Annotated in this window: 1 protein-coding gene; it reads right to left on the reverse strand. The window is 55.7% G+C overall.

The window, feature by feature from the left end; translation table 11 throughout:
- On the reverse strand, positions 1–264 hold a 264-nt coding region (locus SB719_RS20735), incomplete at both ends, for a TonB-dependent receptor domain-containing protein (RefSeq protein ID WP_412159827.1).

The raw sequence follows: 264 nt of genomic DNA on the forward strand, positions 1-264 counted from the left end.
ATAGGCGACATATTTCTTGTCGAACAGGTTGCTGACATTGACCTGCAACGCCGAGTTATCGAGAAACTCATAGGTAAACGCGGCGTCGAACACCACATTACCGCTCGTGCCCGACGTATTGTCCGGCGTAAAGTAATAGGCGCCGATATAGCGGCCGCCGACGCCGAACGTCATGTCGCCGCGCCGACCACTGCCCTCAACCTTGTAGTTCGCCCAAAGTGAGGCCAGGTGTTTGGAAACAAACTGCGGACGGTTGCCCTCGTT

The organism is Pantoea sp. SIMBA_079 (assembly GCF_046940275.1).
Classification (GTDB): domain Bacteria; phylum Pseudomonadota; class Gammaproteobacteria; order Enterobacterales; family Enterobacteriaceae; genus Pantoea; species Pantoea borealis.